This window comes from Roseibium algae, assembly GCF_037783265.1.
Taxonomy (GTDB): Bacteria; Pseudomonadota; Alphaproteobacteria; order Rhizobiales; family Stappiaceae; genus Roseibium; species Roseibium algae.
Window position 1 is genome coordinate 71970 of record NZ_JBAKIA010000002.1, and the last position, 25425, is coordinate 97394.

A 25425-nucleotide genomic window follows, 5' to 3' on the forward strand; every position below is an offset into this window, starting at 1 on the left:
TAGAAAGGCAAAATCGTCTTTTTCAGGCCTCAATTACGTTAAAAAAGATACTGCAATTTCAAGAATGCAGCAATTAATACTGAGGAATGCACGCCCCATCGGTACTGAGGTGCCCAAGTTGACAGAAACATCGAGAACAACTTGGGTAAGCTTTATGACGTTCGAAATCTCACGCCACGTTTTGGATTACGTGCGAGAGCCTATCTGCGATAAAGTGGACCTGTAAATTCGATGAGACGTGCCTAGGGCCGGGGGGGCCACTGGGCTCATGCTAAGATTAGAAATTTTTGACAGTCCTTTGACGCCTCCAAATGGTGCGCGCAAATCATGGACCGTATATCAGGACCTCAAGCGTCAGATTTTGCTTGGCGAATTGACCAGCCGCAGCCCGATTACGGAGCAAGCTCTGGCGGCTGAATACTGCTGTTCGCAGGGTACTGTCAGAGAAGCCCTGCTGTCTTTGCAGGAACACGGCCTCGTGGACCGGCGCGGGTATCAGGGAACCTATGTCACCCAAACAAGTGATGAAGAGGCGCTCGTTCTGGTTCGGCTTCGCCTCAATCTTGAGTGCGCTGGTCTTGAGCGCTCTACCGTTCTCGCCACCCCCTGTGAGATTTCACGCTTACGCGAGATCTCAAGTGACTATCTGGACTATAGATCACGTTGCGACACTTTCGCATGCGCAGAGATCGACCGGGCCTTCCACCTGAGCATTTTCAGTATTTCTGATATGCCCATGCTGCAGCCAATCTTGAAGAGAACATTGCTGCACTTGCACCGATATACGATTTCCCGCAACCGGGGCCACATCATGTGGGACAAATTCGTTGGGGATCCACATAAGCCCATCATTGATGCTATAGCAGAGGGCGATGCGGACACGGCCAAAACGCTGATGTCAAAACACATAACCCTCGCCTTGTCGTTGTTTGCGCCCGATCTTCACGATATCTTTTTTGAAGATCCAACAACGACCCACGCCATCACGCAGCTTGCTTAGGGTTCGGACACCAATAGGCTGGCTCGGCCTTCACGGCGTCTGAGGCTCATCCAGCATCCAGGTTCTGCTGCCCCATCAAGGCAGCCCCTATAAGCTCTCTTGTGTAATCCATCTGCGGGGTTTCAAAAATATCTTCTGTCAGCCCCGCCTCAATCACCTTGCCTCTCTGCATGACCATGACTGTATCGGCAATCGCCCGGACAACAGCCAGGTCATGACTGATGAACAGATAGGTCAGCCCGTGGGCCGTCTGTAAATCACGCAAGAGATCGACAATCTGCTTCTGGACTGTCCTGTCCAGCGCTGAGGTGGGCTCATCCAACACCACCAAGTCCGGTTTCAGAACCATGGCCCTTGCAATGGCAATGCGCTGGCGCTGTCCACCGGAAAACTCATGCGGATAGCGATTGCGCATGGCAGGTGTGAGCGACACTTCCTCCAGCGCCTGACAGGCTCTTGCATCGCGGTCCTTTGCGGACAGGCTCGGCTCATGAACCAAAAGCCCTTCGGAAATGATCTGACCCACAGTCAATCGCGGACTGAGAGATCCGAAAGGGTCCTGAAAGACAAGCTGCATGTTGCGGCGCAGGTCACGCATGGCAGAACGGCTCTTGCCTGAAATCACATCGCCCTGAAAAACAACACGTCCATAAGCGGGAAGCAGGTTCAGGATGGCTCGCCCAAGAGTGGACTTGCCCGACCCACTTTCGCCGACAATGCCCAAAGTCTGACCACGGCGCAGGGAGAAGGAGACATCATCAACTGCCTTCAAGACAAATGGCGCTGCCAGGAACCCGCTATCCAGGGCAAATTCCACCCTGATTTTCTGAGCTTCAAGAAGGATAGGTTCCGATGAGACAACAGGAGCTTTCGATCCGGTTGGCTCTGCATCCAGCAACATACGTGTATAGGGATGCTCGGGACGGTCGAAGATTGTCCCGGTCGCGCCGGTCTCAACCACCTCCCCGTCTTTCATTACATAGACGCGATCCGCGATTTTACGCACAATTCCAAGATCATGTGTGATGAAAATCACCGCCATGCCAAGGCGTTTTTGCAAGTCGGCTAGAAGCTCAAGTATTTCCGCCTGGGTGGTGACGTCCAGTGCGGTTGTCGGCTCATCCGCAATCAGGACATCGGGGTCATTCGCCAAAGCCATGGCGATCATAACCCGCTGGCGCTGACCGCCGGAAAGCTCATAGGGATAAGACCGAATCTTGCGCTCAGGGTCTGGAATATTAACCAGTTCCAAGAGCTTTAAAGCCTTTGCTTTCGCGGCCTTCCACGACAAGGCACCGTGAACCACCATGGGTTCGGCCAGCTGACGCGCGATGGTATAAAGCGGATCCAGTGAGGTCATCGGTTCCTGGAAAATCATGGTGATCTTCCGGCCACGCACTTCATTCAACTTGTGGATCGGCAAGCCGAGAATGTTGCGATCCTCAAAAGTCACCCGACCTGATGTCTGGCCGTTTGACGCCAACAACCCCATCGCAGCCATCATCGTCTGGCTCTTGCCTGAACCACTCTCGCCGACAATGCCCACGGTCTCGCCAGCCTTCACTTGAATGTTCACACCCCGCACTGCATGAACCGGGCCGGTTGGTGTGTGGAACTCAACTTCCAGGTCTGCGATGTCGAGAACGACTGCTTTCGTATCTGTCTTGTTCATGGTCATCCCCTCACCTGTCCTTCGGATCGAGTGCATCGCGCAGACCATCGCCGATGAAATTCAGCGCAAACAAGGTCGAGGTCAGGAAAACAGCCGGAAAAATCAACATCCAGGCCGCCCCTTGCATGTTGCGTGCGCCTTCTGAAATCAGCACGCCCCAGCTTGTCATAGGCTCTTGAACGCCCAGCCCCAGAAACGACAGGAAGCTCTCGAGCAGGATCACCTTCGGCACAAGCAGCGTCATGTAGACGACGACCGGACCCAGCGTGTTGGGAATGATATGGCGCTTCAGAATACCGCCGTCCGACACGCCCATGGCTTCAGCAGCCTGAACGTATTCCTGCCGTTTGATGGTCAGCGTCTGCCCTCTGACAATGCGCGCCATATCAAGCCATTCAACTGCGCCGACGGCAATGAACATCAAGACGAAATTTCGCCCGAAGAACACCACCAGCATGATGACGAAGAAAATGAACGGCAACGAATACAGAACATCAACCACGCGCATCATTGTCTGATCGACCCGCCCACCCAGATAGCCAGATGTTGCTCCGTAAATCACACCGATGGTGATCGCGACGATTGTTGCCAACAGGCCAATTGTCAGCGACACGCGCCCGGCGATGAAGGTCCGAGTCATCATGTCCCGGCCATTGGAGTCTGTGCCGAAATAAAAATGCACCGACTTGATATCAGCCCGCAAAACCGCTGACTTCTTGTCCTCGGAAAAGCCCATAAGCTCGGCATTTTCAAACATGTCGCTGCGGTCAATATAGCGCACCGTGCGCGGGTCGATTTCTCGTTTCGAGGAGATATCGACAACCACCTGATCTCCCTCTTGCGCATAATCGGTGATCGTCACTCTTGCCCGTTTCAGCAAGCTTTGAAAGGCAGGCTGGATTTGTTCAGCCTTCGGATAGGAAGCCAGACTGGCGGGAACTTTGACATAATCCCGATAGACCTTGTCGAAGGGATGCGGTGAGAACAGAGGCCCGAGCAGGGAAATGAGCGTGATCGTTGCAAGGACAATCATGCTTGCGACAGCAGCCCGGTTGGCCAGGAGCCGGTCTCTGGCGTCATCCCAAAGCGACCGTCCCTTGATCGGGCCTTCAGCCTCGCCACCAGTCGGACCTTGGGGCAAAGGAGTGGACGTCATTGTCATATCCACTCTCCTCAATCGTAGCGCACACGCGGATCAAGCAGCGCATAGAGCAGATCCACGATGAGGTTGAACAGAATGACGAAACAGGCCACGACAACGACCGTGCCCATCACAAGCGTGTAGTCGCGATTGAGGGCACCTTGCACGAAGTAACGCCCGATCCCGGGTATGCCGAAAATGGTTTCAACCACAACAGACCCGGTCAGGAGCGCGGCAGCAGCTGGCCCCAGATAAGACACCACAGGCAAGACAGCGCCGCGCAGAGCATGGACGACAACGACCATGTAGCTGGACAGGCCATAGGCCCGCGCCGTTCGCACATGGTTGGAGCGCAAGGCCTCGATCATCGAGCCACGTGTCAGCCGGGCCACCACGGCAACTTGCGGCAAGGCTAGTGTGACCACTGGCAGGATGATATTGACGACTGCCCCACCGTTCCAGCCACCTACCGGCAGCCAGCCGAGCCAGACACCGAGCGTCAGTGTCAAAATCGGAGCGATGACGAAATTCGGAATGGTGACGCCAAGAGTTGCTGCCGTCATGACCGTGTAGTCGGTCATCTGGTTCTGGCGCAGCGCGGCGATGATGCCCAATCCCCCACCAACAACAAGCGCCAGACACAAGGCAGTCATGCCCAGCTGGATGGAAATCGGCAGGCTTTGGGCGAACAATTCATTGATTGAAAAATCACGAAAATAGAAACTCGGACCAAAGTCCAGCACGGCAATGCTTTTCAAATACAGCACATATTGTTGCCAGAGCGGTTCATCGAGATGGTAAATCCGGTTGAGGTTTTCCATCACCTTGGCCTCAAGCGGACGCTCCAGATCGAACGGCCCTCCCGGCGCGATGCGAATGAGAAAAAATGAAATCGTCACGATGAGAAAGAGGGTCGGGATGGCCCCCAGAAGTCGTCCCAGCACATAGCGGTGCATGACCTGGCCTTTGTTCTTTCCCGGTGGTCTGTCGCCACCTTGGTTTTGCCCAAAAAGTCAAAGCCGGTGGAACAAGGTCCCACCGGCTTTTCAACATGGCTTATTCAGCAATGCTCATCCAGCGACTTGGATGGATATTGAGAAGATTGTCCTCAAATCCGGCAACCTTGTCGGACACAAGGTTCATCGAGCCATAGTACATCAGCGGGATGAAGGGCAGATCCCGCATGAAAATGGCTTCCGCCTGTTTCAGGATGGCAGCACGCTTTTCCAGATCAACCGTGACGGCGGCATCATCCATCAGCTTGTCGTATTCCGGATTGTTGTAGCGGGCATAGTTGAAGCCGTCATTGTCGCTCTCGACCATGAACAGGAAGTTCTGCGGATCTGAGTAATCCCCGATCCAGCCAGCGCGGGCGACATCGAAGTCACCACGATCACGCAGCATGGCGTAGTGGGTCTTGGTGTCCGTGTTGATCAAGGACACTTCAACGCCGAGCGGCTTCCACATGTCTGCGATGGCAACAGCCGTGTTCTTGTGGTTTTCCGAAGTGTTGTAATTGATCCTGAGCTTGAGCGGATTGCTCTCGCTGTAGCCCGCAGCTTCCAGAATTTCGCGTGCCTTGTCTTCCCGATCGATGATCGACACGTCCTTGTAGTTGGCATAGGCCGGTTCGCCGTAATTGCCGATGCCGGGTGGAACGAAGGAATATCCGGCAACCATCGTGGAGCCCCAGATTTCATCCGCCAGGAACTCCCGGTCAATCGCCATAGACAGGGCCTGGCGCACATCCGGATTGGACAGCCCCTCAGACTCATGGTTCAGCGCGTAATAATAAGTGCCCAGATACGGTGCAACGCGGAACTGATCCCCCAACTCGGAGCGCATGAAGTCAACCTGTTCGGTTGGCGCATCATTGTTGGTGTCCAGTTCCCCAGCCTGGAACCGACGGAGGGCAGCGCCACGATCTTCGGTCGGATAATAGAAGACAGTGTCGATGGCGACATCCGCTGCATCATGGAAATTCGGGTTCTTGACCGCCTTCACATGGGCGTTCGGAATGAACTCGGCAAGCGTGAAGGGACCATTGGTGACGATGTTCTCCGGCTTGACAAAGTCCGTGCCGAATTCCTCAACCGTTGCCGGGTGCACTGGCAGGCCAGTCTGGTGTCCCAGGAGATCGATGAAATAGGGCGTGGCCGATTTCAGCTTGATTTCCAGCGTATGGTCATCGAGCGCTGTAACACCCAGTTCTTCAACCGGCTTCTCGCCCTTGTTGACCGCTTCCGCATTCAGGATCGGATAGAGCACATTGGCGTATTTCGCCCCGGTTTCCGGCTTCATGATCCGTCGCAGTGAATAAACGAAATCACCCGCAACCACAGGATCGCCATTTGACCATTTGGCATCATCGCGCAGCGTGAATGTGTAGGTCTGGCCGTCTTCGGACACCATCCAGTCGGACGCAACGCCCGGAATGATCTGGCCGTTTGCCCCATAAGCGACCAGGCCTTCGTACATGTCGCGCAGGATATGCGCTTCATAGACGGTGGAGGTCTTGTGCTGATCCAGTGTTTCCGGATCAGCCGCATTGCCACGGTGATAGACCATTTCCGCCATAGCCGCGGCGGATGTGGTCGCCATCAGAACTGCAGCCAGCGCTGTCATACGCATGGATTTCATCATTTCGATCTCCCCTCTTGTTATTGACACCAGAAACGATGAGGAGACGATTTCACGCTCTGAACGACATGGCAATAGTGCCGTTAGGACATCTTTCGATATTAATTCCAAAACTGTAAATCTTATGCAGTGCAGCATATGAATCAGGCTATTTTTTACCAGAACAGACCATCCAACGGAAAATTCACCCTCCCCCGTGCAACTGCACTGCATCTTAAACGGGAAAATTATCGGCACATGCGGATTTTACCGCTGTAGGCAAGATAGGTTCCTGTGCGGGGATTGAAGGATTTATATTTGCGGGCGCAATAGGCAATCCACTCCGGCGTAAAGGGCGCTGCGCGATATCTGACAGGCGGTGCTGCGAGTGGAGGCGCATAGAGCTGACGGGGCGGAGCCACATAAACCCGGGACCGATGCGGATAGGGACGAGGACCATAGCGGCGTGGCGCGTAACGGGGCGGCCCGATACGAGGATGGGCATAAACGGGCGGCCGGTAGCGCCGGGGTGGATCATAATAAATCGGCCCCCCATCATAACCGGCGCCATAATAACGAGGGCCGTAACTTCTGGGGGTAGAGAGCGCCGAGCCAAGAATTGCTCCCGCCGCCAGACCTATGAAGCCAGCTGCAGCTGCACCATCTCCAATGTAAACTCCGCCAGAATAGCCACGAAAATGACGGCCACCCGCATCAGCGGCACTGATGCTGGAGACAAGAAGCACAAGGGCGGATATTGATGCGACAACACTTGATGTGACTCGCAATTCAAGCATTTTTGACATGCGGATCTCCCCACAGATTGGATCCCGAAGCCCCCACTTCCCGCAACCAGACTTAACCATACCCGGAAAACACGACAAAATCTGGGCCAAGGTCAATCAAAAGGCTTGCAACTGGCGAGCGGATCGTTTTCCTGACGCCAACACCTCCTCATGCCTGCATTTTGCGGCGCATCAAGTAACAGTCAAAGACCCCTATGGCCCCACCGCTTCTGATCCTGCGCGATATTCACCTGACCTTCGGCGGCACACCGCTTCTGACCGGTGCCGACATTTCCGTTTCCGAAGGCGAGCGGCTGTGCCTCGTCGGCCGCAATGGCTCTGGCAAATCAACACTGCTGAAGATTGCCGCCGGAATCATCGAGGCCGACAATGGCGAACGGTTCTTTCAGCCGGGCCGCACCATCCGCTACCTGCCGCAGGAACCGGATCTGTCCAGCTACACCACCACGATGGAATATGTGAACGAGGGCCTCACCGAAGGCGATGACCCTTACCGGGCGCAATATCTGCTTGATGTACTCGGCCTGACCGGAGAGGAAGATCCATCGAACCTGTCCGGCGGCGAGGCACGCCGTGCTGCGCTTGCCCGCACACTGGCGCCTGAACCTGACGTTCTGCTGCTGGATGAGCCGACCAACCACCTCGACTTGCCTGCCATTGAATGGCTGGAATCCGAACTGAAGAGCCTGAAGTCGGCGATGGTGATCATTTCCCACGACAGACGCTTTCTGGAAAACCTGTCGCGGGCCACGGTCTGGATCGATCGGGGCACCTCCCGGCGTATGGACAAGGGCTTTGGCAAGTTCGAGGCCTGGCGCGATGAAGTGCTGGAACAGGAAGAGCTGGACCAGCACAAGCTGGCGCAGAAGATCAAGCGCGAAGAGCATTGGATGACCTACGGTGTCACCGCCCGGCGCAAGCGTAACATGCGCCGCGTGCGCGAGCTGGCGGACCTGCGCAAGGAAAAGCGCGAGCATCGCGGTCCGCAAGGCACCGCCAAACTGGCGGCCACCGAGGCCGAGGCCTCCGGCAAGCTGGTGATCGAAGCCAAACACATCAAGAAGACCTACGGCGAGCGGTCCATCGTGAGTGACTTCTCCAGCCGTATTCAGCGCGGCGACAGGATCGGCATGGTCGGTGCCAATGGTGCGGGCAAGACGACGCTTTTGAAGATGCTGACTGGTGAGCTTACCCCTGACAGTGGCACGGTCAAGCTCGGCACCAATCTGGAAATGGTGACCCTCGACCAAAAGCGCGAGAACCTAGATCCCAACGACACGCTGTCCTCTGTCCTGACCGGCGGGCGCGGCGACACGGTGGTGATCGGCGATGAAACAAAGCATGTCATCGGCTATATGAAGGACTTCCTGTTTTCCCCTGAACAGGCACGCACCCCGGTTGGTGTTCTGTCCGGCGGCGAACGCGCCCGCGTCATGCTGGCCAGAGCCCTGGCCAACAAGTCGAACCTGATGGTGCTCGATGAGCCAACCAACGATCTAGACCTTGAAACGCTGGACCTTCTGCAGGAACTCCTGTCCGATTATCCAGGCACTGCCCTGATCGTCAGCCATGACCGTGACTTTCTCGACCGGGTGGCCACATCCGTCATTGTCTCCGAGGGCAAGGGCGAATGGCGTGAATATGCCGGTGGCTATTCCGACATGCTGATCCAGCGCGGCGAAGGCGTTACTGCCCGCAAGACGGACAAGGCCAACAAGCAGGCAGCCCTGAAGCAAAAGGATGGCCTTGCCGGTGAAAAGCCAGCCGCCAAGCCTGCAACCAAATCAAAGCTCAGCTTCACCCAGCAGCATCTCTTGAAGACCCTGCCGAAGACCATTGAGGACATCGAGAAGAAGCTGGCCAAGCTGCAGATCGAAATGGCCGATCCAAAGCTCTACAGCGGCAACCCGGACAAATTCGCCAAACTGACGGCAATGATCACCGAACTGACCAACAAAAAGGATGCGTGCGAAGAACAGTGGCTGGAACTGGAAGAGTTGAACGGCAGCTGAGGCACGAGCCAGCACAAAACCCGCCGCAGGGGGCTCCCCGGCGTTTTGACGCGTTGCAAGGCTCCCGAAAAACGGGATGGCAAGCGCTCCGGACTTGCCGGGCGAAGGTGGTGGGAAGATAGGAATGACAAGGCCTCACGCCTGCCCGGGGTTCGTTTCCCTGAAATGACGAGCACTGGCGTCTTTCTCTTTTCTGCTTGCCAGCGGTGGGGTGTGGCCGCTGGCTTGCCAGATACGAGACGCATCCCGAATGACCCCGGCGCCAGATCCCGCCGCACTCATCAAGGTGTGCTTGTCACCAGTGCCAGCCACGGTCCGTTACACCGCCAGCTGACACCTCGAAACCCGGTCCCCACCACCGCGAACGGACGGTCCGTACTCGGCCCCGCGTGATGGGAACAGTTCCAAGGGTACGCCGAGTTTTAAAGGGGAGGATTGTTTTCGTCTTTCCCTCAAAACAAGTCGACTTTTAAGGGCCTTACGCGCTCTTATTCCCACCCGCACGGTTGAAAAGTCCATGCCCCACCTCTTCCCAGTCATCATTGCAGGACTTGATCCGGTGATGACGGAGCAAGAGGCTACGCGGCGCAACACAAACTCACTGGATATCGAGCTTTGTTCTGCATTGGACATTTTCACTTGAGCTTTTGATGGGCATCAGTGCGGCATACATGTTTTGGCAGCGGGATAGATTTCCCGCACTTATGGGCCAGCCCCCCAATCAAGCAATCTCGAGATCAAATACCAAAATACCACTCACACCGTCTTTACATGCCTCAACGAGGGCCGCGCCGGCTTTTTGATGTTCCGGATGTGCCAAATATGCGTCACGTGCAGCCGCATCTGTGAAGTCCATGATAAAACCGTCGGTAAATCCGTGTTCCATGCCCTCAGGACTGGCGCTGGGGCCATAGTGATCTGCGATCTGTCCGGGGATGATGTCTTTCAGCGCGGCAAATTGATTATAATGCTTTTGCTTGTCGCCTTCGGTCACATCGTCTTTGAAATTTAGAAATACGCAATGACGGATCATGTGTGGCCTCCATTTTGTTGTTCAACACGCGCTTTAGTCCCCATGCGGGGGCATCCCTACATCATGGAGGTCTTACGAGCGCTCTATTCCAGGGCCCTAGGGTTCGGACTTATAAAATTGGATCCACTGGCGTTGAAACTGCAAAGCAGGGGTAGGAAAAGCTTGAAGAGCTATGCCTTGCATAGGTCAAGAGCTTTGACGCTGACATTCGCAGCAGGTTCATCGTCCTTCGGATCGATCTGGAACAAGCCGTCTGCAGTGTTGCTAAAACCCGAAAACCATCCAGGTTTCCATCCTTTTTGCGCCTCGCATCCGACCTGTTTCAGATCGACCAGTTCATGCAATTTTAAGGGTCCCAACCCTACACAACCCGGCAGAGCGTGTGGATGACCTTGATTTCATCGGTGAAATCTTCGTGGCCGGGCAGATAGCTGCGCGGTTCACTGGTGTGGAGGACGGTCCAGAGGTTCTGGACGGCAAATTCCTCAATCAAGGCCGCAAAGTCACGCTTTTCCCAAAGATCCGTGCGCTGGGTGAAAGTGATGACGCCGCCGGAGCGCACACAGCGGCATAGATCGCGCAGCAGGGGTTCTGCGTCCTCAATGTAGGTCAGAACGCCCACCGAGAGCGCCGCGTCATAAGCATCCAGCCCTAACGGCAAGGGCAGGTTGTCCATGTTATGGCACAGCAGCTGGTCATAGGTGCCACGCGCCTCGGCTTGTTTGAGCGAAACCTCCGACAGGTCAATGCCGTGAATATGAAAACTGCCATGTTTGCCAAGCGCCTCCGACACCAGCCCCGTACCGCAGCCGACATCAAGGATCGTTGCCTCGCTCACAAGATGCGGCACAATCAAAGCAGCTGCCTCGCCCGGCGCAGCGTAGTCCCAGGTGGCGAGCGTCTGGTCATAGGACACGGCCCATTGATCGTAATAGTCCGCAATGGCATCGGGATCCTTCAGCCCTTGCTTCAAAGACACAAAGCCATCCGGCTCGGAGTTGCTGTCAACCGTCATATGCAGATCCTTGGCAAGGTCTCGAGAGGGCGGGATAAAGGCCCTTTACCCGGCATGGGTCATCCTACCATGGCGACAGCCGAAGCCTCCACCCCTCTTCCAGGAACAGACTGCTGTGCATCCAGAAAGGAGCCTCTTATCCTGAGATTAGGCAGCAGTCCAAGAGTGTGCAGCCCATCCTTCGTGACAGCCTTTCAGGCTTCTTCAAGATGAAGCAGCGCTCGCGGTCCTTGTCCCCTCAGCCGGTGTGCACGATCTCTCTCGTTTCGCGGAATTTCACGTCCGGGAATTTCTCGCTGACGTAGCTGACTTCCCAGGCGTTCTTGAACAGGAACACAGGCTTGTCATCCCGGTCGTTGGCAACGGACATGCGGTGGGCCTCGATCAGCTTCTGCAGGGTCGGGTGGTCGCATTCGATCCAGCGGGCGGTTGTATAGGGAACAGTCTCGAAACCGATCTCCGTGCCATATTCAGCCTTGAGCCGGTCGACCACCACATCGAGCTGCAGGCCACCGACAACCCCGACAATCCAGTTGGAGCCCAGATCCGGCTTGAAGATTTGCACAAGGCCTTCCTCGGCCAGATCCTGCAAACCCTGACGCATCTGCTTGACGCGCATGGTGTCGCCGAGGCGAACACGGCGCAGGACTTCCGGTGCAAAGGCCGGCAGGCCAGTGACGTGAATGTCCTCGCCCTCGGTCAGAGTATCGCCGACGCGTAATTGGCCGTGGTTGGGCACGCCAATGACATCGCCCGGATAGGCTGTTTCAGCGATCTCACGTTCTTCGGCAAAGAACAGGATCGGCGCGGTGACAGCAATCTGCTTGCCGGTACGCACATGTTTCAGTTTCATGCCGCGCTTGAACGTACCAGAGCACAGGCGGAAGAATGCAATGCGATCCCTATGCTTGGGGTCCATGTTGGCCTGCACCTTGAAGACAAAGCCGCTGACCTTGTCCTCGTCCGGGGTGATGGTGCGCCCGCCCGTTGCGGATTGTGAATGCGGCGGCGGTGCATAGGCTGCGATGAAATCCAGCAGCTCCTCAATGCCGTAATCCCGCAAGGCAGAACCAAAGAAGACCGGCGTCAGGTGGCCTTCCAGAAAGCTGTCCTTGTCGAAGGCCTCATAGCCTTCAGCACCCAGTTCAACGTTTTCCTCAAGCTCATCCATGATGCGGTCGAAGGCAAACTCGGTCAGGATCGGATCGTCCAGACCGGTGACATCCTTCGTCTGGGTGTAAGGCCCACCACGTTCGCCGCTGGAGGTATGGAATTTCTTTGCCTGCCAGTCATAGACGCCAAAGAAATCCGAGCCCATGCCCACGGGCCAGGTCATTGGCGAGACGTCCAGCGCCAGCGCTTCCTGCACTTCATCGAGGATTTCCAACGCGTGGCGCCCTTCGCGGTCGATCTTGTTGACGAAGGTGATGATCGGGATGTCGCGCAGACGGCAGACCTCGAACAGCTTGCGGGTTTGGGTTTCAATCCCCTTGGCCGCATCGATCACCATGATGGCCGCATCAACGGCAGTCAGTGTCCGGTATGTGTCTTCGGAAAAGTCTTCATGGCCCGGCGTGTCGAGCAGATTGTAGATGATGCCGTTCCGCTCGAAGGTCATCACCGAGGAGGAGACCGAAATGCCACGTTCCTGCTCAATCTTCATCCAATCCGACCGGGCCCGGCGGCGCTCGCCGCGCGCACGGACCTGACCAGCGGCCCGGATCGCGCCGCCCGACAACAGCAGCTTTTCGGTCAGGGTCGTCTTACCGGCATCCGGATGAGAGATGATGGCAAAGGTGCGGCGTGTCAGATAGGGCGCGCTCATGCAGGGGTCCTTGCAAAGCCTTGGATCCGGACACAGAAACCGGCGCTCATCGGGGCTTTTTCCCCGGGCGCGCAGTGTCATCGCCCATGATCGGATTGATGGTTCGTTGGCGCAAGGTCATAGAGCGGCAGAGCAGAAAAGGAAAGCCCGAAGTCGCTTGACGGGCTCTTGAGAACGTCCGGGAGCGACCATCCTGTCATGTTTCCCAAAACACTTGCATCACCGCCGCAGGGCTTCTGCTGCCACAGGCCATGCATAAGAGTGAAAAAGGGCCGCGCATGAGCGCTTGCTGCTTTTTCAGAAATTAAAGGTTTGAAGGCCCAGACCATAGCCACAGAACAATCTTCAAAAATATGCAGCCCAGCGCGATTTTTCAAACGTCGAAAAGCGCTTTTCAGATTACTTATCTTTAACAAAACAAAGGCTTGGCATAGGCCATGGACACCCCACTTAAGTCATGTACTCCGACGCAGGCAGCCGCTTATACGACGGCCGGGCCGGATGGTTTCACGAAGAACCCATGGAGAATGAAAATGACTACGAAGAAAGCCACAGCATCCCTCGTCGCTCTTGCCCTTTTGGGAGGCATTGCCACAAGTTCAGCTGCCGTTTATGCCGCTGAGGCCGCCCATCAACCCGCGAAGACCGTGCAGGCCCAGGCGGCGACCGACAAGGCCATTGCCAAGGACTTCCTGGCCTTATCTGATGATGGCATGGCGGCCGTTGGCAATGTTCATGCAGCCCGGATGGCGATCTATAATGGTGACACTGAAGCAGCTGCAAAGTTCCTCCAGACAGCACAGACGCTCACCGCCAATGCTGAAAAGGATGCCACCACGCTGGACAAGATCACAAAGACCGACATACCGGCGAATGGAGAAGCTGCGGCGCGTTTCATCCCGCTGAATGCACAAATATCGGTTGAAGATGATTATGCCCTGAAGCCTGAGGCCACGGGCCATCTACAGAAAGCAAATGCCGCCATGAAGGCAGGCGATACAAAGGCGGCGATCCAGCATGCCGCCTTGGTCGACGAAAATGTGAACTACACCTACGTCTCTGTCCCCTATGACGTGCTGAAGACCAATGTAGATAAGGCCGCGCAGGATTTGAAGGACCAGAAATTCCAGAACGCCAACCTGGCCTTGAAGGCCGTTGAAGACAGCATCGTTTTCAATCAAATGACTGTCGAAAACCCTGCGTAGGTCGATGACCGCCGGACAGGCTCGAATATCATAAGCTGTTTAAGCGTCGGAGAGAGTTCACAACTCTCCCCGGCGAAACTTTTTAATGCATGCTTGCAATTATTGCATGGACATCAACGACGTCGCCTGCATACAAGGCCGCAACTTTTAGGCATGAACGCAGGAGGAATACAAGTGACACGGCGCATGATCTGGGTCGCCATTCTAGGCGTCATCGCGGCAACGGCTGGCATCCTGCTGGCAATGGGCCGCCCGCCGATTTGCACTTGTGGCTATGTGCGGTTCTGGACACCGGTCGGAGATTTATCTGGAACCTCACAGCATGTTGCCGACTGGTACACGCTGTCGCATATCATCCACGGCTTCCTGTTTTACCTTGTTCTGTGGCTTGCGTTCAAATCCCGTCCAGCGGGAGAACGGGCTTTGATCGCGACCTTGATCGAGGCCGCCTGGGAGATTGTCGAAAACAGTCCCTGGATCATTGAGCGTTACCGTGAAACAACAATTGCCATCGGTTATACCGGCGACAGTGTTCTCAACTCGGTGTTCGATATTGTTTGGATGCTGTTTGGGTTTTGGTTCGCCTGGCGCACACCGGTCTGGATGAGCATTGCCGTTGCAATCGCGTTCGAGCTGCTGGCACTCTGGATCATTCGGGACAATCTGACGCTAAATGTCCTGATGCTCCTTCATCCGATCGAAGCCATCAAAGCCTGGCAAGGCAGCTAGGCGACCGACAGATCTTCAGAACGCCCCCCCCCGGACATGTCCGGGGCATGTTCCCTTGAAGAGGCTTATGATGCCTTCTTGAAGACATCATACCAGCGCCTGCGCGGCGCAACCACGGCACGTTGCAGCACCTCGGCGGAAAACATCGCCGCGTTTTCCCGGGCCTTGCCCAGGTTGGCGACAGCTTTGGGGTCCTGATTGCACAGGCCACCACCGAATTCGAATAGGTCCCGATAGGCTGCGCGCTCGACGATGGCTGTCATCAGCACGTCAATGCCTCGAACGGCAAGAGTTTCCTGAACCGCTTTCAAAGCGCGGGTCGTGACTGCGGCATTTGTCCGGGTCAGTGCAACACAATGGCGAATGTCGTGTTTGACAATCTTTTCCAATTTCGAAATCAGGGTCAGGATCTTTGCACCACCGCGCGCATCCATGCTTGATCCCTGGATTGGAATAACCACCAGATCAGACACAGACAGGGCATTGGCAACGATAAGATTTTCAGTCCCCTCAAGATCGACGATGACATAATCGGAGGAAGCCGAAGCGTCCAGGATCTGCTCGGTCAACGAAGCTGGCGTGATCTGGCTGATGACATCAATATTGCGCGGACGTCCTGGCAGCTCTGCCCAATGTGAAATCCACTTCTGTGGATCTGCATCAAAGATCGTGACGCGCTTGCCGCGCTCTGCAACCTCTGTTGCCAGCAGAAGGGCTGCGGTCGTTTTACCTGCCCCACCCTTTGCATTTGCGAAGGAAATCACCGGCATTTTGTCTCTCCTGATCTCAAGAACACGGCCCTTCTGGTCCGTATACGCTCAAGTTATTGTCTCTGCTTTATGGTTACCAATCTCTTAATCAGTGTTGCAATTTGCTTTTTGCATCAATCCCTTAGGGGTTTCGGGGATTTTATCAGTTTCGGCATGGAGATTATTGACAAGGTTGAGCGGGCTCCGAGGCTTCAGCCCTGAATGTCCCGGGCAATGCGCAAAACTCCATATCGCCTGTTGAACGCTGCTGCCGTGCAATTGCAGGCGGACACCGGGGGCGCTAGGTTGACGTTGGAACACCTTGTAATGAAACGAACTGACCTGAGGGTCTGGAGAATGTAGATGGCAGTTCGGTCGGCACATATGATGATGACCCTGGTTCAGGCCTCGGCACAAGCCACAAGAGCAGCGCTGGCTGTATTGCTCGTCAGCGCCTTTGTTGCAGCCTCAGGCCAGGCCAGTGCGGAAGCTCTTGCGCCCTACAAGGACAAATTGTTCCGATACCCAAAGGTCACCGAGACTCTGTTCAACGGCGATTTCACAGTGGTGGAATACTCCAAGCAACGGGATCTGCGCGACCGGGACAAGGTCGACGAGCGGGAAGTGTTTGGCCATTTCGTGTCCTACAAACCACGCCGTAGCCAGAAAGATTACGTGCTGGAGGCAAATGGCCGGGCCGTTAAATATATGGGCGTCGGCAAGGCCAAGGGTGGCGCGAAGGCCATCGTGATTTACATCCACGGCCAGGGCGGCAATCGGTTCCAGGGCATGAATGATGTCAGCTTCGGCGGCAACTTCAACCGGATCAAGAACCTGATGGTGCGCAATGGCGGCGCATTTTTGTCTGCCGACATCAGCGACTTTGGCAAGAAAGGCACACAGGACATTGCGGCCCTGATCCGCTACCAGAGGCAACTGTCTCCAGGAACCAAAGTGGTGGTTGCCTGTGGCTCCATGGGCGGCATCATTTGTTGGAACCTTTTGAAAAGCAGCAAGACCGCAGGCCTGTTGAACGGCATCATGTTGTTCGGCTCGCCGAAAGACCCGGGTTTTCTGTCCTCCGGTGCGCTCAAGCGCCGGGTGCCTCTTTATATGGGTTATGGCAGCGCCGACACGGTGTACAATTGGGAAACCCAGGCTAGGTTTTTCAAGCAGATCAAAAGTTCTGCACCGTCTTATCCTGTGCGATTTACATTGTTCGACACAGGCACCCATGGCACGCCCATCCGCATGACGGACTGGCGGCTGGTTCTGAACTGGATTTTAGCCCAATAGGCGGCATTCACTCACCATGCTGTTTCAACATCGTTCGTTTTTCGCCTCTCTCTTCCTGACACGCCTGGGAGACCAGATCCTTCTGTTTCTGGTGCCACTGGTCGTGTTCCAGATCACCGGCAGCGTCAGCTGGTCCGGACTGGCGTTCTTTTTCGAAACCCTGCCGCGCTACATTGCCTTTCCGTTGAGCGGGATCCTGTGCGACCGGTATCCGGCCTACAGGCTGCTGCGCATCAGCCAGGTTCTCAGAGCCTTGGCATGCGCGGTCGGCATAGGCTGCCAGATGGCGTTCGGCGGCGTCTGGTGGCTGATTGCGCTGTCCGCTGTCAGCGGCGTTCTCACGACGCAGGGTCTGATGGCCCGCGAGGCCATTTTGCCGCGTGCCTTCACGGCCAACCGGTTCGAGACCGTTGCCAGCTACACCCAGCTTGCCGATCAGCTTGGCACTGTGCTTGGCCCGCTGGTGGCGGCATTTTGTCTGCAAATCTGGCCCTGGGAAGGTATTGTCGTGCTGGCTGCAGGATTGTTCGTTCTGGCCGACATCGCCTCTTTCCTGTGGTCCGGCAAGACAGATCCGTCCCTGATCATGCCTCCCGTTGCACACGCCAGTTGGGGCGGCTCCCTGAGTCTGGCGCTGAAACGGATCTGGTCCATTCCGGGCCTGATGCGACCGATCGTTCTGGCAGCATCTGTTAATCTCATCATTGGCGTCACGCTGGCAACATCAGCTGCCATGGTGACCGGGCTTCAGGGGCAGAGCGAGGCGACCTATGCCTTGCTGCAAACGGCAGGAGCGCTGGCGACCATCATCGTCTTGCTGATCACAGCCCATGTTACCCTGCGCCTGAACACTCTCGGCCTTGTCGGATATGCAGCCATTTGCGCCGGGGCCTTCGTGACGAGCTTTGGCACCTCGCCACTGTTTTATGCGTTCGGGTTCGTGCTGATCACCGGCTTCGACAAGATGTTCAACGTCTACGTCCGGACCCTGCGCAAAACACTTATTCCGCTGGAAGACTTCGGCAAGACCACCGGCATGATCGTCTGCTTCAACAATCTGAGCCAACCCCTGGCCGGATTGCTGGTGACCCTTTTTGCCGTCGGCGATGACGCAAGAGGGGTTATTCTGGCCCTTGCACTGGTCATGGCTTTTGTCGGCGCGGCAGTCCTTCTGGCCACCCGCAAGCGGCCAGAAGATGTCACATCAGCGAACTGACAGCACCCTAACAGCGCCTAACCGAAGACCTGCTCCATCTCGCGACGGAACAGATAAGCCGGGTCAGACATGTCGAGTCTGACATCGCCCCAGGTCAGCATCTGACCTTCGGCGACGTCCCGCGTCAGCGAGACATAGCTGGCCAGCCCGAGCGGCAAATAGCCTGCGGCAAGCGAGGCAGATGCCGGGCACTGCTTGCCCCAGACAGTGAAACCGCCCTCCCCGTCCAGCATGTCACCGGCCTTCATCGCCTTCTTCGTAGTGGCCACAACGTCCGAATGGAAGCCGATGGCTGATCCGGTTGGCTCCTTGCGCAGGGCCACGGAGGCAACCGACACGCCCAGTTCCATGCCGATCATATGAGTCGGGCGGTACAAGGCGGCAAACTGGCCGGTCTCATCTTCCAGCATGTGGTATTCATTGAAGCACTGGCGCGCGTAGTCGGTTTCGGCCTCGATCACCACATAGGTGCCCATGGCAAGGTGATGCGGCACATCGGTGCCGTCGCGATACAGCGACGAGGTGACTTCCGTCGTTCCCGTCCGGCTCAGCGTGCCGCCATTCTCTGTCGGCTTGCAGACCGATGACAATTCGAACCGGCTCGCAGGCGGAAAGGCCAATCCGTCATCCTGTGGCACAAGACCGGTGGCATTGCACACTGCTGTCATCTCGATGCCCGACTTGGTGCCATCCAGAAACGAGTTGAACATCTTCAAGTTGATCTGGTTCGGATCCTTGAGGCCGAGATATCCCTGCAAGGTCGACCAGACCGTGTCCGGTGTCAGGCCGTGATAGCGCGGCAGATAGCGCGTTCCCTTGCCCGCACACACAACCTTGAAGCCGCAGGTCCTTGCCCAGTCCACATGCTCGGAAATCAGCGCGGGCTGATCACCCCAGGCCATCGAATACACCACACCGGCCGCCTCGGCGCGCTTTGCCAGCAAGGGTCCGGCCAACGCATCAGCCTCGACATTGACCATAACGATGTGGCGACCGTGCTCGATGGCCTTCAGACAATGGCGGATGCCCGCCGCAGGATCGCCTGTGGCATCGATCAACACATCCAGCCCATCTGCTGCAATCAGATCATCGGCTGTCTCCGTGATGAACGTCCGGCCGGACTGGAAGGCTGCTGCAAAAGATGACGTGTCCGTCTGTTCTTCCGACCAGCCAGCCCGCTTCAGGGTTTCCCGAAGGCGTGCCGGGTTCAGATCCGCAATGCCCAGAACATGAACGCCCTTGGTCAATCGAGCCTGGGTCAGATACATGGAGCCGAACTTGCCGCCTCCGATCAAACCCACGCGGACAGGCCGCCCTATTTCAGCCCTTTGGCCGAGCATACGCGCTAAATTCATGATGGTCCTCCCATAGGCCTCTTTGCGAAGCCCGTTTGTTATGGACGCCATCGAAGCGGGAACAAATGCGGCTGTCAACCTGAGGGGCTCTGGGTTATGTCTTTGTGACAGTTCCAAAATGCGGCTTTTGAGATGTTCGATCTGATCTACACAAAACGATTGCGCCAGGATGTTGAGATCTGGGCGGAGAAGGGCTGGATCCCCCCTGAGGGCGCGGCGAAGATTCTGGCCTCGACCAATGCCTCCGATGGACATTCGAGGTTGCCCATGGTGCTTGGCGGCATCGGGGTGCTGTGCATCGCGCTCGCACTGGCGGCTTTTGTGGCGGCAAACTGGGATGCCGTTCCGCGCGCGGTCAAACTGATCGGCATTGCGGTTGGCGTCCTTGCCTCTCACGGGCTTGCGGCTTGGGCCTCAGCCTCGGAGCGCAAAGGTCTGGCTGATCTGGCCACGGCCTTCGCCACGCTTGTGTTTATCTGCGGCATGGCGCTGGTCGGACAGATCTTTCATCTTCCATCCGATTGGGCCGGAGGCGCCTTCCTCGTCTGCCTTGGGGCCTTGGCCGCTGCCTGGATCACCGGATCGAAAGCCTCGCTGATGCTGGCTGCTGTTGCCGCGATTTCCTGGCAAACGGGCAGGGCCGAAGTTGGCGCGGGTTTTGCGCTGGAATCCCTGATTGGCCTGGGGTTTGTCGCAGTCATCCTTGCTCATCCGGTCCTTCATCCCAACCGCCTGTCGCGCTGGGCGGCGACATGTCTCCTGCTTGTCACCTATGGCCGCTGGCTTGTAGATGCGACAGCTGGCAACGACACACTTCCCGATGCCGCCATGTTTGCCATCGCCTGCCTCGGCTTTGCCGGATTAGCCGCCGTGATGGTCCAGCTTGGCCAGATCAGCGATCTTGTGGTGAAGTGGTCGGGCTATCTGCCGCAACGCACCTATGGCCGCTGGCTGATGCTGCAAGCCCTGCAAGACGTGGGCATCGCGCTTCTGGCGATTATTGTGGTCAGCGTCTTACTGCTGCAGTCCGAATACAGTGCCTTTGCATTTGCTCAGGCCATAACAGAATTTCCCGTCTTGCTGACGCTTTGCCTTGCAGCTCTCGCCTGTGCCATCGGCCTCCTTCTCTCGTTCAAGACCGGCAAGGCGCGGGCTTTCTTTCTGGCCATCGCGCTAATGATCGCATCTATTGTTGTCCCCCTTGCGGTTGACAATATCATCCTGTCATCTGCACTCAGCTTGGCTGCCCTGATTGCGCTGAGCCTGCTTGGAACGCTCTACAACAACAGCTTCTGGACGCTCTGCGGCTATGCAGGATTGGCCGTTGCCGTGCTCTGGCTGCTCGATGTCACTGTCGGCAGTCTGCTCGGACAATCTGTGTTCTTCCTGATTGCCGGACTTGTGTTGCTCGCACTTGCCTATGGCGTCACACGCATGATGCGGCGTTCATCAGCGCGCAAGACCGCTGCCAAAGGCACAGCACAGGAGGCACGCTCATGACAAGTCCCGGCTTCATGCGCTCGCCCTGGTTCAAATGGGGCCTACTCGCCGTCATCCAGCTGCTGTTGATTTCCCTTCCGCTGGCCAATCGGTTGACTGTTCAGATGACCGGCACCGAGGTAACGCTCGCGATCAGACCGGTGGATCCGCGCGATCTTCTGCGCGGCGATTATGTGATCATCAATCTGGCCATCACTCGCCTGCCTTCTGAAATTGCAGCCACCTTAGAAGATCCTGTTTCCGGTGAGACGATCTATCTGGAGCTTGTCCCGGACGACAAGGGCATTGCGCAACCCACGCGCCTTGCGCGCAACCGCGCCGACCTTGGCGCACTGGCCATTGAAGGTCGTGTGACGTCAACTGGAAGCGCATCGCTGACCATCGATTACGGCATAGATGCGTTCTACCTTGCGGAAGGCACCGGCAAGGTCATTGAAACCCTTGATACCGCCCGCGTCCATTTGGTGGCCGCCCTCGCACCAGACGGCCAATCCCTGCCCTTGCGCCTGCTTGTGGACGGAAAGCCGTTCAAATCCGACGCTGCGTTTTGACCTTGTGCGCGCTGGGGAGTATGAGGGCTGAAACAACGCCCAAAGCATTGAGCCTTTGCGCGGCACCTCTCTTGAAAGACCTTGACCGCCATGACTGATCCCGTTCTGGAAACCCTGCTGCTGCCGATTGAAAACGGGGCGCTGGAGCTTGCCGACAGTGACACTGTTTTGTTTCTGCGCGCCAGAATGGACCCTGCCCTGCGCCAGTTGAACGCTGGCAATCTGATCTGCGAACAAAGCTTTGCCCCGGACCGGGATGCGCTGGAGCGCGGCGGCTACAAGGTCGTGCCCGAAGCACCAGATGCAGCGGCAACCGGCTTTGACGTTGTGCTGGCTTTGCCGACCCGGCAGAAACAGGAAGCCAGAGCCCTGCTGGCCCGCGCTGTTCGCAAGGCGAAGACCGGCGGCATCGTTCTGGCCTGTGCGCCGAACACAGAAGGGGCAAAGACAGCCGAAGCCGACCTGAAAGCCCTCGCCGGACTGGCAGGCAACCTGTCGAAGAACAAATGCCGCGTGTTCTGGGCCAGGATCTCGCCAGACACCGTCAATGACGCCCTGGTCGAGGAATGGCTGGCCCTGGACATGCCCCGCGATGTTCTGGACGGAGATTATGTCAGCCGCCCCGGACTGTTCGCCTGGGACCGGGTCGATGCCGCCTCGAAACTTCTGGCCGATGCCCTGCCCGCGACGCTGGCTGGCAAGGGCGCCGATTTTGGCTGCGGCTTTGGCTATTTGGCCCGCACGGTTTTGACACGCGCCCCCAAAGTCATCGCGATGGATCTTTATGAAGCCGAAAAACGCGCTCTGGATCTGGCGCAGCAGAACCTCAGCGCCTTCAAGGGGCAAAAGGCCATGACCTGCTTCTGGGCCGATGTCACCAAGGGTGTTGAAGGCCCTTACGACTTCATCGTCTCCAATCCGCCATTTCACCAGATGAGCAAGGCAGACCGCTCGGATATCGGGCAAGGCTTCATCCGGGCCGCAGCCGGCGGACTGCGCAGCGGCGGGGTCTTCTATATGGTCGCCAACCGCCACCTGCCCTATGAGCAAACGCTGAAAGACGTCTTCGCCCATGTGGAGATGATCATCGATGAAGGCGGATACAAGGTGATCCGGGCCATCAAGCGGAAGGGCAAGTGATATGCGTCTTGTCAAACTCATTGCCAATCTTGGCTACGGCAGCCGCAAGGAAATCCAACAGGCGATCCGCCACGGCTGGGTGACAGACCGGGAGGGCAATGCGCTCAAGGCCGATGCCAAGACCGCTCATGAAGACATCCTGTTTGATGATGAGCCGCTGGATCCGGCAATCGGCATGGTGCTGCTGCTGAACAAGCCGCTGGGCTACACCTGTTCGATCAAGGATCAGGGCAAACTGGTCTATGACCTGCTGCCGGACCGCTACCGTGTCCGCAAGCCGGTGCTGTCCACAATCGGGCGGCTCGACAAGGAAACCTCCGGCGCGTTGCTGTTCACCGACGATGGTGCATTGCTGCATCGGGTGATCTCCCCCAAAGCCGAAGTGCCGAAGATCTATGAAGCCGAGCTGGACCGTCCGCTGAACGGCTCGGAAGCTGCGGTCTTTGCCTCGGGCGAGTTGATGCTGGAAAACGAGCACAAGCCGTTGAAACCGGCCGAACTGGACGTCATCGACGACACCCATGTGCGCCTGACCCTGCACGAGGGCCGCTACCATCAGGTCCGCCGCATGTTCGCCGCCATCGGCAACCACGTCAACACACTCCAACGCACCCAGATCGGCAAGCTCGACCTTACCGGCGTTGCGGAAGGCGAGTGGAAAATGCTCAGCGAGAGCGACGTGGCAAAGGTGTTCGGGTGATCAGATAAGCGGCGTAATTGCCTGCTTTAGCGCTCTTCCAGCAGGCTCTTGATCGCCTCAATACGCGGCAAGGCAGCAGCCTTGATTGACGTCTGCATCATTTCGGGGAAATAACCCGGGAGGCTGGTTTCTGTATCCTCGAAAGCACGCTCAGCGCTGGTGGCAATGCTTTTAAACGCTCTGATCATCAGGCTTTTGGGCACACCGGCCATAGTGGCGGTTTGCAAGAAATGCCGGGGATGAATCTGATCGATCCGATAATGGCGCCTTCTGCCAACTGACATGGCAAGTTTCATTTGCCTGCGCGTTATGCCCTGGCTGTCGAGGCTCGGCTGAGCGCTTAGAATATCGTAGAGCGGCGTCATCTGGAACGCGCCACCGGGCCGCAAAAAGAGGCTGAAGTTCTTCGCATGGCCGTCCGTCGCGCCGATGAGCCAAAAAAACAGTTGCGCTGCAAGGAACGTTTCCTGATCTTCCAAAGGCGTGTCACTTCCCTTGAGCAGGTCAAGGATAGCTGCCATGCCGGGACCACCCTCGTTTTGATACTTGAGCGTTGGCGGGACCGATAGGGCCTGACAGCAATCTTCCTGCGGCAATCTCAACAGTCTGCCCTTGCTTGTCCAGCGCCGGTCGAACCGTTCAATTACCAGCGCCTTTGTTGTACCAAAGGTCATGATCTCGGTGTTATTCACCGGCAAGCCAAAAGCCTCGGCAAGCTTCAGGCAATAGAACTCATTTTCAACGCTGTTTGACAGGTCGATGCCGTTGGGCAACGTGCCGATCTGGGTTTTCAAAATATGCGTGGTTGGTGTCGTCCCATGCGGTTTGAACCATGTCCCGTCATGGCGAAACAGTGCCGTCTTTTCCTGCGCTCCCGCCACTGAAATACGAAAGTCATCATCCCGGTCCAAACCAAGTGGTGCCTGCACCAGGTTCTTGAGGATTTTCTCAATGGCAATGTCATCCACGGCCTCGCCGACGTGTCGCCCCTCCTCCTGCCGAGCATCATCGCCCACAATGAGCTGCATTGCCCCGACACAATCATGGCCAATCTTCGCCAGCATGCCGTAGGCATCAATGCCGCGAGCGCCAACCTTCTCGGCAACACGGCGACGCACAACATCAGAGTCTGGAAGTAAGTTCTCAAATACGGCAGAAACCGGCTCCCCACGAAAAGCATCTTCCCGTAAAGGCAGAGACAGGGATATCGGGATCGCATTTTTTTGAGCAAGCCAATCAAACTCATAGCGAAATGCAATCGCGCCACTTGGCTCCTTGATCAAATGACCGACCAAACGATTGTTCAGATAGATCCGTAATGGCGGGTATATAGGGGAGCGTCCCATTATTCGAACAGGTCCTCAAGATCGAGGTTGGACGCTGTGCTTTTGCTGCGTGGCGCAATCCGAAGCTCCAGGTCAAGGGCCCCCAGAACAGCCAGAAGTGTATCCACTTTGACACCAGAACTGCCGCTTTCGATGTGCGAAATAGTGCCCTGCCGCAAACCGGCATGATTTCCCAGTTCCGCCTGGCTCATGCCCCGGTTCTTGCGAGCGCTGCGGATGATATTGCCGATTTGTTTCGGACTGCGTGCAAGGTCGCTCATGCTGATCTCCTAGGCCATTTATACGCCAAAGCAGATAAATAAGCAATATACGCAATGGCGTATAAATTAAAATTATACGGTACAGCGGATAAAATTACATTATATCGTTTACCGTATAGAAAAGGATGCTGCCTCAATGGCGCTCATCCGCCATCTTGAGGTGCCCCGACCTTTACAGCCCCTCGCTCTTAGTCAGGTCACGCGACGGAGTGCTCTCTTGAGCAGGCCCCAAAGCGGCGTCTGCAGCATCCACAA

General features: G+C 56.6%; 24 protein-coding genes. 11 read left to right on the top strand and 13 right to left on the bottom strand.

Features of this window, described 5'->3' with window-relative positions; genetic code table 11:
- The first annotated feature begins 268 nt into the window (after positions 1–268).
- Complete coding sequence (locus V6575_RS03995; protein WP_340272796.1) at positions 269–1000, top strand: GntR family transcriptional regulator; 732 nt, start codon at positions 269–271, stop codon at positions 998–1000.
- A 46-nt stretch (positions 1001–1046) separates the two neighbouring features.
- Here V6575_RS03995 and V6575_RS04000 read toward each other — a convergent pair whose 3' ends face one another.
- From V6575_RS04000 to V6575_RS04020, 5 genes are all read right to left on the bottom strand, one after another.
- Positions 1047–2672 (bottom strand): ABC transporter ATP-binding protein, encoded by a 1626-nt coding sequence (locus V6575_RS04000; protein ID WP_340272798.1) that lies wholly within the window; start codon positions 2670–2672, stop codon positions 1047–1049.
- 10 nt (positions 2673–2682) lie between these two features.
- Positions 2683–3834 carry an ABC transporter permease subunit gene (locus tag V6575_RS04005; RefSeq protein WP_422785515.1) on the bottom strand — a complete coding sequence of 384 codons (1152 nt, stop codon included), beginning with the start codon at positions 3832–3834 and terminating at the stop codon, positions 2683–2685.
- Positions 3835–3845: 11 nt separating this feature from the next.
- Complete coding sequence (gene oppB / locus V6575_RS04010; RefSeq protein WP_340272799.1) at positions 3846–4769, bottom strand: oligopeptide ABC transporter permease OppB; 924 nt, start codon at positions 4767–4769, stop codon at positions 3846–3848.
- A gap of 100 nt (positions 4770–4869) precedes the next feature.
- Positions 4870–6456, bottom strand: a complete 1587-nt coding sequence (locus V6575_RS04015) for a peptide ABC transporter substrate-binding protein (RefSeq protein ID WP_340272800.1) — start codon at positions 6454–6456, stop codon at positions 4870–4872.
- A gap of 224 nt (positions 6457–6680) precedes the next feature.
- On the bottom strand, positions 6681–7238 hold the full coding sequence (locus V6575_RS04020) for a BA14K family protein (RefSeq protein ID WP_340272801.1): 558 nt from the start codon (positions 7236–7238) through the stop codon (positions 6681–6683).
- A 194-nt stretch (positions 7239–7432) separates the two neighbouring features.
- On the opposite strand from V6575_RS04020, the gene V6575_RS04025 reads away from it, so the two are divergent.
- Both V6575_RS04025 and V6575_RS04030 read left to right on the top strand, forming a co-directional pair.
- Positions 7433–9250 carry an ABC-F family ATP-binding cassette domain-containing protein gene (locus V6575_RS04025; protein ID WP_340272802.1) on the top strand — a complete coding sequence of 606 codons (1818 nt, stop codon included), beginning with the start codon at positions 7433–7435 and terminating at the stop codon, positions 9248–9250.
- Between the two features lie 517 nt (positions 9251–9767).
- On the top strand, positions 9768–9893 hold the full coding sequence (locus V6575_RS04030) for a hypothetical protein (RefSeq protein ID WP_340272803.1): 126 nt from the start codon (positions 9768–9770) through the stop codon (positions 9891–9893).
- Between the two features lie 78 nt (positions 9894–9971).
- Here the strand turns inward: V6575_RS04030 and V6575_RS04035 are convergent, their stop codons facing one another.
- The 4 genes from V6575_RS04035 to V6575_RS04050 all read right to left on the bottom strand — a co-directional run bounded on the left by V6575_RS04035 (position 9972) and on the right by V6575_RS04050 (position 13123).
- Complete coding sequence (locus tag V6575_RS04035; protein ID WP_340272804.1) at positions 9972–10283, bottom strand: Dabb family protein; 312 nt, start codon at positions 10281–10283, stop codon at positions 9972–9974.
- Between the two features lie 170 nt (positions 10284–10453).
- Complete coding sequence (locus V6575_RS04040; protein ID WP_340272806.1) at positions 10454–10627, bottom strand: hypothetical protein; 174 nt, start codon at positions 10625–10627, stop codon at positions 10454–10456.
- 17 nt (positions 10628–10644) lie between these two features.
- Positions 10645–11298 carry a class I SAM-dependent DNA methyltransferase gene (locus tag V6575_RS04045; protein ID WP_340272808.1) on the bottom strand — a complete coding sequence of 218 codons (654 nt, stop codon included), beginning with the start codon at positions 11296–11298 and terminating at the stop codon, positions 10645–10647.
- A 238-nt stretch (positions 11299–11536) separates the two neighbouring features.
- Complete coding sequence (locus tag V6575_RS04050) at positions 11537–13123, bottom strand: peptide chain release factor 3 (RefSeq protein WP_340272809.1); 1587 nt, start codon at positions 13121–13123, stop codon at positions 11537–11539.
- Between the two features lie 533 nt (positions 13124–13656).
- Here V6575_RS04050 and V6575_RS04055 point away from each other — a divergent pair.
- Positions 13657–14328, top strand: coding sequence for a YfdX family protein (locus tag V6575_RS04055; protein WP_340272811.1), 672 nt, complete (start codon positions 13657–13659; stop codon positions 14326–14328).
- A 186-nt stretch (positions 14329–14514) separates the two neighbouring features.
- Entirely contained in the window at positions 14515–15057 is a 543-nt protein-coding gene (locus tag V6575_RS04060) for a DUF2585 domain-containing protein (RefSeq protein WP_340273341.1), read from the top strand.
- 65 nt (positions 15058–15122) lie between these two features.
- Here the strand turns inward: V6575_RS04060 and V6575_RS04065 are convergent, their stop codons facing one another.
- On the bottom strand, positions 15123–15827 hold the full coding sequence (locus V6575_RS04065; protein ID WP_340272812.1) for an AAA family ATPase: 705 nt from the start codon (positions 15825–15827) through the stop codon (positions 15123–15125).
- A 342-nt stretch (positions 15828–16169) separates the two neighbouring features.
- Here V6575_RS04065 and V6575_RS04070 point away from each other — a divergent pair, with 342 nt between their 5' ends.
- Together V6575_RS04070 and V6575_RS04075 are read left to right on the top strand one after the other, a co-directional pair.
- The gene (locus V6575_RS04070; RefSeq protein ID WP_340272813.1) at positions 16170–17102 is read left to right on the top strand and encodes an alpha/beta hydrolase; all 933 of its coding nucleotides are present in this window, start codon (positions 16170–16172) and stop codon (positions 17100–17102) included.
- A 16-nt stretch (positions 17103–17118) separates the two neighbouring features.
- The gene (locus V6575_RS04075) at positions 17119–18318 is read left to right on the top strand and encodes an MFS transporter (protein WP_340272814.1); all 1200 of its coding nucleotides are present in this window, start codon (positions 17119–17121) and stop codon (positions 18316–18318) included.
- 17 nt (positions 18319–18335) lie between these two features.
- Here V6575_RS04075 and V6575_RS04080 read toward each other — a convergent pair whose 3' ends face one another.
- Positions 18336–19673, bottom strand: coding sequence for an NAD(P)H-dependent oxidoreductase (locus V6575_RS04080; RefSeq protein WP_340272815.1), 1338 nt, complete (start codon positions 19671–19673; stop codon positions 18336–18338).
- A gap of 132 nt (positions 19674–19805) precedes the next feature.
- Here V6575_RS04080 and V6575_RS04085 point away from each other — a divergent pair, with 132 nt between their 5' ends.
- From V6575_RS04085 to V6575_RS04100, 4 genes are all read left to right on the top strand, one after another.
- Entirely contained in the window at positions 19806–21173 is a 1368-nt protein-coding gene (locus V6575_RS04085; RefSeq protein WP_340272816.1) for a DUF2157 domain-containing protein, read from the top strand.
- A complete protein-coding gene (locus tag V6575_RS04090) occupies positions 21170–21724 on the top strand; it encodes a GDYXXLXY domain-containing protein (protein WP_340272818.1) in 555 nt (184 codons plus the stop codon). The genes V6575_RS04085 and V6575_RS04090 overlap by 4 nt, the downstream gene beginning before the upstream one ends.
- Positions 21725–21814: 90 nt before the next feature.
- Positions 21815–22864: a class I SAM-dependent methyltransferase gene (locus V6575_RS04095; protein WP_340272819.1), complete on the top strand. Its 1050-nt coding sequence runs from the start codon at positions 21815–21817 to the stop codon at positions 22862–22864.
- A 1-nt stretch (position 22865) separates the two neighbouring features.
- Positions 22866–23564, top strand: a complete 699-nt coding sequence (locus V6575_RS04100; protein ID WP_340272820.1) for a pseudouridine synthase — start codon at positions 22866–22868, stop codon at positions 23562–23564.
- A 26-nt stretch (positions 23565–23590) separates the two neighbouring features.
- Here the strand turns inward: V6575_RS04100 and V6575_RS04105 are convergent, their stop codons facing one another.
- Positions 23591–24910, bottom strand: a complete 1320-nt coding sequence (locus V6575_RS04105) for a type II toxin-antitoxin system HipA family toxin (protein ID WP_340272821.1) — start codon at positions 24908–24910, stop codon at positions 23591–23593.
- Positions 24910–25170 (bottom strand): helix-turn-helix domain-containing protein, encoded by a 261-nt coding sequence (locus tag V6575_RS04110; RefSeq protein WP_340272822.1) that lies wholly within the window; start codon positions 25168–25170, stop codon positions 24910–24912. The genes V6575_RS04105 and V6575_RS04110 overlap by 1 nt, the downstream gene beginning before the upstream one ends.
- Between the last annotated feature and the right edge of the window lie 255 nt (positions 25171–25425).